Below are 7,649 nucleotides of genomic sequence, written 5' to 3'. Positions count from 1 at the left end.
GACCCCCGGCGACGGCAACTGCCTCCTCTACGCCGTCATCGGCAGCGCACCGCACCTGGTCCGCACCCATCTCCAGCGGGCGACCCCGGCCATCGGCGCGGGCACCGCCGCCTGGCTCGCCCGGCCCGACGACGTACGGCAGACCCTCCGGACGGTGGCGGCGAACCCGCAGACGACGCACCGGGGAGCGGGCCATCTGCGGGCCGCGCAGCAGGGGTTGCAGGACCTGGTGGTGGCCCGGCTGGCGGCGGCGGGCAACGGCACCCGACCGCTCCCGGCCCAGGTACTCGGCCAGCTCCGGGGCGTTCTCGCCGACGGGTTCGCCGAGACGGTGCCGGGCATGCCCGACGCCCAGATCGACAACGAGCTGGCCCGGTACGGCATCCAGGGCATGACCCACGCCGAGGACCTGGACCCGGCCGACCTCCATATGCGCTACACGCTGGCCGTCTCGGCGGTGAACGCACCCCCCGCACCGGCCGGCAACCCACCGAGCAACCGGCGGATGTTCGCCTACCTCCAGGCGGTGAACGCGCTGCCGACGCTCACCGCCATGACACCGGCCGAGCGCCGCTCGCTGCTGATCGCCGGGTACCACCGGAGCACCGCCCCCCTCACCACCGACGAGGCGGGCGAGCTCGACCACGCGGTGCAGAACTGGTCGGACATGTGGGCGCACCCGGTCGGCGACACCTTCCTGCCCCTGCTCGCCGACACCCTCGACGCCCCGATCCACGTCTTCGAGCCGGTGGCCACCACACCCGCCGGTCCCCGGGGCATCGTGCTGCGCTACGGCCCGACGACCACCAACACGCCCGCGCTGGAGGTCCACTACACGGGCCTGAACCACTACAGCGCCAGCGGCGCGAACACCGGCACCGCCCCGGAGACCGTCACGCCGTCGAAGGCGCCCCGGGGGCCGGAGGACGCCAACAGCGTTCAGCCGGACGGCCGTTACCGTCCCGCGCCGACCCGTGACGCAGCCGACGACCTGCCCGCGTCCCGTGTGGTCGATCCCGCCCCCAAGGACACGTGGCACGGCCTGCGTGCGTACGCCCGCCCCGCCGTGCACAGCACGGAGCGGTTCGACCCGCACGCGGACCAGTCCAGCCCGCCCCGCCCGGGGGTCCTCAGCGGTGCGACGACGCTCGTCCGTGCCAACATCCGTCGTATCCAGGCGCCCAACGGTCAGTGGGTCCGGGACTACACGCTGAACCTCCCGGTCGCCACCAACGACCCTGCCCTCACTCAGCAGTTCAAGGACCGCATCACCACTCTCCTGGACACGCACCTCAACTCCGGCCTGGAGCTGCCCGGTTCAGGCGACCAGCTCCACATCAACCTCAACCTGATAGACGACCCGTCCCACCCCGAGGCGATCACCCTCACCGACACCGACAACCCGGCCCGCGCCGACCAACTCCACCTGGACGCCCACCACTCCGACGAGGATCTCCTGCACGAGGTCCTGCACTACCTCGGTCTGCCGGACGAGCAGCGCGACAACGACTTCCTGTTGCGCAACCACCCCAACAGCACGACGGTCCGCACCACCGGTCTGATGGCCGATACCCAGAGCCCGGTCACCATTCCCCGCCGTTACCTCCGCACGATCGAGAACGTCACCGCTGCGGGTCCTCAACTCCACGACCACACGGGCCAGTTGGATGGCGGTCCCGTCCAGGACCCCGACACGACCCCCATCCCCGCCGACGGCGCTCTTACCTGGCCCACTTCCAACGCCCCGGCCGTCCCGCCGTCCCCGCTGGGCCAACACCGGTCGACGTACGTGACGTCCTACGGCGCGCTCCCGGACGGCGCGGTCGGGCTGGTCTATGCGGAGCCGTTCTCCGACGAGGTGATCGAGGGGCTGCGCGGTCAGGTCTACGAGGCGCTCGGGCTGGACGCGGACAACCCGCCCGAGTCGGTGCGCGAGCAGGTGCGGGATGTCCTGAGCCGGGAGAGCCTCGCGCTCCAACTGCCGTATCTGCGCTCGAACGGCGGGTACCGCGTCACGGTCCGGGTGGACGGACGCGATCACACCGTGGACGTACAGCTGACGCTTTCCGATGCTCGGGAGTCTTTGCGGCAGGGGCGTTTCGACGAGCGGGACCCGGACAAGCATGTCGAGCGGCGTGGGTTCGGTACGCGGGAGAACTTCTCGAGTCAGCCGTCGGGGACGTATCGGACCTTCCAGGTGCCGTGGACCGGGTCCTGGCCGATCACGGCCCCGACCGCGGTGCGGGCGATCGACGGATCGCTGACGGCGGCCATCACGCACAACCAGGCCAGCGACGCGACGACCGTCACGCAGGCCGTCCAGACGACTTCCGCACAGCGCTCCAACGAGCCTTCCGATCCAGTGGAGTTCACGACCAACTGGCGGGTGCGCGTCGACGCCCCGGCGGTCACCGCGACCCCGGCCACGACGGCCACCGCGCCCGCCCCGGACGGGTGGAGCGCGCCGGTGTCGCACGGTCCCACCACGATCTGGTTCCCCCGGCACCTCACCACCGCCGATCCCGCGCCGGGTTCGCTGCCCGCACCGGCGGATCCTGCCGATCTCCCGCTCTACGGCGTCGACTCGGTGATCGACCCCAGGGCCCTGTACGAGCACGTCCACCAGACCTTCCAGGCGGATCTCGACGACACGGCGGCCGGGCAGGTCTCGGACTTCCTCTCCGAGCAGGTGCTGCGCGGCACCTTGCCGATGCAGGTCGACGGCGGGATCTACTCGCCCGTGATCACCGATGCCGACGGCAACGCGGTGGGCATGCTGCACTTGGTGACCGTGCCCACCGTAGGCACCCCGCTGCGGCAGAGCACGGCGGGCCAGATCAACCTCGAGAGCCATCTGGTCAACACGGCGAAGGTGGACCTCTCGTCGAAGTACACCAGCGGTCTCGGGGTCAGCGGCAGCGGTGCCGCCGCGCTCACCGGCGACCAGAGCCAGGGACACCCGGACGCGGCGAGTGTCATCGGCGGCAGTCTCGGCCTGCGCGGACAGACCCAGGCGACCGTCACCAACACCTACAGCGCGGGCAGTTCGGCCGGCACGATGCACGCCATCCGCACCAACCGGGGCCATCTGCTCACCCCCTCCGGCGTCACCTACCAGGTCACCCTGATCCGGCCGGACGGCACCGAGACGGCGGCCCCGGCGCTGACCCAGGCGCACGGTATGGACCTGCGGGTCCTGAGCAAGGCGGACGCCACGGGGCACGCGCCGACCGTGGCCGAGACGCGTGAACTCCCGGACTCGCTGGAGCGGTTGGACGGCATCGGGCTGAGCGCGGCCCCACTCGACGTCACCGGCACGGACGGCCTCTTCGACGAGGCGGAGACCTGGCTGCGCGACCAGGGCTTCCTGCCGCCCGCCCCAACTGCCCCGCGTCCCACGGGAGTCGGCGGGCGGCTGAAGCAGGCCGTACGGAACCACGAGCCCGAGCACCAGATCCGCTTGCACGCGCAGCTCAACAACCTGCGCCGGTTGCGTGAGGCGCGTTCCCGTACCGGGTTGCGCGCTGCCACGGACGCGATGGTCGACGGCGGTCACGCCCTGCACTTCGAGGTGCCGACCGGCACCGACACCGGAGTGCGTCGGGTGCGGCTGCTGCTCACCGCCGAACGCGACACCACGCAGGCCAGCCGGCACCACCGGGTGCTGCCGGGCATCCAGGTCATGGGGCTGGCCCAGATGGCGGGCAGCGACGCCGAGCAGCGGGGCGAGTCGTACGGCGGCGCGGTCGGACCGATGGCCAGCGTCAGTGGACCGACGGGACCCTGGGGGTCCATCGGGTTCGGGGGCGACTACCAGTACGGCCGGCAGATCACGCACGGCGACACCGTGGGCGGTGCCACCGGGCACGACCAGTTCTTCATCGCCACCGGTCAGGACGCCCACGCGTTCGACGTGCCGGTGCGGCTGGCCCTGGACCTGTACGCGGGCGACGGTGACCGGCCCAGCGAGCGGTTCGGGCAGAACGTGAACCGCTCGGCGGCCCCGGCACCCGTTGTCGCCCCGGCCCCGGCCGTCACCGGCGCGCCTCCCGCCACCGGTACGGCTCCTGTCGTCCCCGCGCCTCCCGTCGTCCACCCGCCGACCGTCACCGGCACGCTGCGACTCGCGGTGCCGAACGGCCGTACCCGCGCGGCCACGGCGGCCCCTGCGACGGCTCCGGCGACGACCTCCGCGACACCCCCCGCGACGACCGTCGCGCCACGCCCCGCACGGGTCGACGGGGCGCCGCGTCCGGCCAACCCGGTGGACATGGCCCGGTTCGACGGCACCGACGCCCATGGTGTCCCGCGGCCGGAGCTGGTGCGGATACCGGACGACGCGCTGATCGACACCGTGCGCGGGGCCGCGGCCATCGAGTCGGTCTTCCAGCGGGCCGCCTCCGTCATCCGCCGCCAGGCCCAGCCGACACCGCCCGCCACCACCGGCACCGGCCCGATCCTCCCGGTCACCGCCCCGGCGCCCGCGACCGGCCCGGCCGTCGCTCCGCCCGCGCGCGACGGTGTCTCCCCGCTCGCCGGGCGCGGGCTGACGGACAGCAGGACGCGCGCCGCCGAGACCCGGCACGCGGCGATCACGCCGGGCAGTCTGGTCGCGCACGGCCACGAACTGTTCAAGAACTCCTATGTAGTCGAGGGCCTGAGCCTGCCCGGGACGCTCGCCGACGGGCAGTACACGCTGGAGATCCAGGCGGTCGCGCACCGGCCCCGACTCCTGGACACCACCCGGCAGTATCTGGAGACGGGTGTCTCGGCCACCGACAGCGCCCAGCAGCTCAAGTCCCTGGGGAAGTCGCACCAGTTCGGCGGCAGCGGGGTCCTCACCCAGAACCCGCCCAAGCAGCCCAAGGGCCCGGTGAACGCGGCCGGGCAGGGCAACACCGGTCCGGAGTCGGACGGTTCGGTCTCCACCAGCCAGACCAGCGGCAAGTCGTACAAGGGTCTCTTCAACCCGTCGGCTCGGCTCGGCCATGTCTCCCGTACCGACACCTCCGACACGCTCGCCGCCAGTACGGGCGTCAACCGCACCCCCACCGAGAGCGGCGACCTGCATCGAGTGGTCGCCGACGTCACCTATCTGGTCACGGTCCGGGCCGGCTCCCGCAACCTGCTCAACGGCGTCGGCGAGCCCGGCACGATCGAGCCCGTCAGCTTCGTGGTGGACGTCCCGGACGGCCTCCAGTTCCTCATGACCCAGGGCCAACTCGCCCGCGACGCACGGTGGATGGGCTCGGTTCAGGGGCTCGCGCTCGCGCCCGCCCCGACCCTGACGGCGCCCCTCCCGGCGCCGTACACACGCAACCGCGAACTGGGCCTCGGCGGAGTCCTCTCCGTCATCGAGTACGACCGGCCCGTCGCCGCCCCCGTCCCCACGACCGGGCCCAACGCCGGCCAGATCCCGCTGGGGCCGGTCGCCCTGCGGGAGCGGCGCGGGCGGATCAGGCGCGAACTGCTCGCGCTGGTCGAGGCCGAGGCACCCGGCGCGGTCACCCCGGGGCACCCCGGCTACCAGCAGGGTGTGCACGGCCGGGTCGCACAGCTCACCTCGTCCGCCGGGCTGCGCTCGCTGCCCGGCCGTGGCCCGGACGGCACCCCGCGCCGGGCCACCACCCGCTTCCACTTCCGCCACCACGGCTTCGGCGGCGAGCGGTTGGTCGAGGTGACGCTCACTGCGGTGCCCCGGCGAACCCAGAACCTGGCCGCCGTGCTGGGTTCCTCGACCCCCGGCTCGGGCCTGGAACAGTGGCAGTCCCACACCGCCGCGGGCCGCACCACGACCCGCGCCTCGGTCCGCCAGACCCAGCTCCCGGTCACCCTGACCACCCGCTACCTCCGCCCGAACCAGGGCCCCGACCCCAGCAAGACGGACCGCTCGGCGCCCGTGTTCACCCCGCAGTCGGCCAGTAGCGTCTCCGCCCGGCGGGCGACCACGGCCGACAACCGCTTCTGGCTGCGTACCGACAACGGCGCCGACTTCGACGGCCTGGAGTACGACTACGAGCTGTCGGTCCGTTCCGCGCTGGTCGTCGACTGGCCGCCGAACGTCATCGGCGGTCTCATCCAGAACGGTGTCATCGCCTGGGCCGACGCGGACGGCGACGTACGCCGGTTGACGGAGGCCCTGCTCGCCCGCGGCAACCCGCGCACCAGCACCGTCCCGACCCGGCTGGCGCTGCGGTTCACCGGCACCGAGACCACCGCACCCGGCGGCCCGGCCCGGGTGAACCCCCCGTCCGTCGTCTCCGACGTCGACCCGCGCGACACCGTGCGGCCGGCCGGTCCCGCCGTCGGCCCGTATCTCGTCCCCGCGCAGATGTTCCACCCTGTGGGGCCGACCCCGGCGTTCCACTTCGACGGCTGGGCGCATCTGGAGACGGCCCTCAACGACGTGGCACCGCGCGGCGGACGCGGCTGGCACGCGCAGATCACGTCCGTGTCGGTGGAGGGACAGGCCGTCCGGCTCGGCCAGTTGATCCAGGCCGGGCAGGTCGCCCTCGACCGCCCCCGGCTGGCCGCCGACCTCACCCGCAAGATGCCCGGCACCGCGCCCTTCGAAGGTGCGCCGGAACAGCCCCCGACCATCGCGGTGTCGCTCTACAACCCGCGTCGCTCCACCAACGCCGACGACGTCACCCTCGACCAGCTCCACAACACCACCGACACGGTGAGCACCGCCGCAGGCGCCGACCACTCGCTCGCGACCTCGTTCACGCAACTCCTCAGCGGCGACGACGACAACCACGAGATCGCCGGGATCAGCGTCCCGCTCGCCCAGCGGCAGACCCAGCCCTCGACCTTCGGCGGCACCACCACCGGCAGCCGCCGCGACTGGCTCAAGTCCGGCAGCACCTCCGCACCCGCCAACGGGGCGCGCGGCACGCGCAGTTACGTCATCGACGCCGATGCCCACCTCTTGGTCGAGGGCCCCGAGGGCACTCGCCATGTCACCGGCACCGTCACCCTGCGCGTCGAGGAACGCGACCTCCTCGGCCACGGGCTGCTCACCCCGGCCGAGTTCCCGCCGGACGTCCACGACCTGCCCGCGCTCGTCCCCGACTGGGCCACCGCCCCACCGCACACCCTGCCCGAACGCCTGCACTCGGCGATCCCGGCCGGCAGCCGCGGCGTCCAGTTCTGGGCGGCCCTCGGCGACGACCCGCACGGCACCCGCCTCGGCCAGGCCCTCTACGCCGCCTCGCGCACCGCCGTGCTCGGTCACCGCCCGGTGGAACTGATGACCCGTGACCAACAGGGCGTCCGCCGCTGGGAGTTCACCCCCGAAGGGGCCCTCGTCACCGTCGACCCCGACCTGACCACCGCGTGGAACGACTTCGACGCGCAGGCCGAAATCCTGCACAACGCCACCCACACCCTCGCCGACACCCCGCAGCTCCTGAACCGCCTCACCGCCGCCCTCCAGCAGGCCAACCGGGCGCACGCCACCGCCGTAGAGACGCATCGGAAGGCGCAGCTCGCGGTCACGGGCGCGATCGACGTCCATCGGCGGGCGACGGAGACGGCCGCGGACTCGGCCGAGGCCGCGCGCAAGGCCGAGGCGCTGGTGACACGGATGAAGCGGGACCTCGCGGAGGCCCGGAGCACCGTCACCACCCTGCCGTCGGTGATCCAGC

Annotated in this window: 1 pseudogene; it reads left to right on the top strand. The window is 73.0% G+C overall.

The features are described from left to right. Positions 1–7,649: pseudogene (locus JHN63_RS47870) on the top strand (hypothetical protein); the annotation flags it as partial.

Origin of the sequence: Streptomyces sp. MBT65, assembly GCF_016612545.1 — a bacterium.
In the GTDB taxonomy this organism is placed as follows: Bacteria; Actinomycetota; Actinomycetes; order Streptomycetales; family Streptomycetaceae; genus Streptomyces.
Note: the sequence above shows the minus strand (reverse complement) of the source record. Positions and strands in the feature narration are given on the sequence as shown.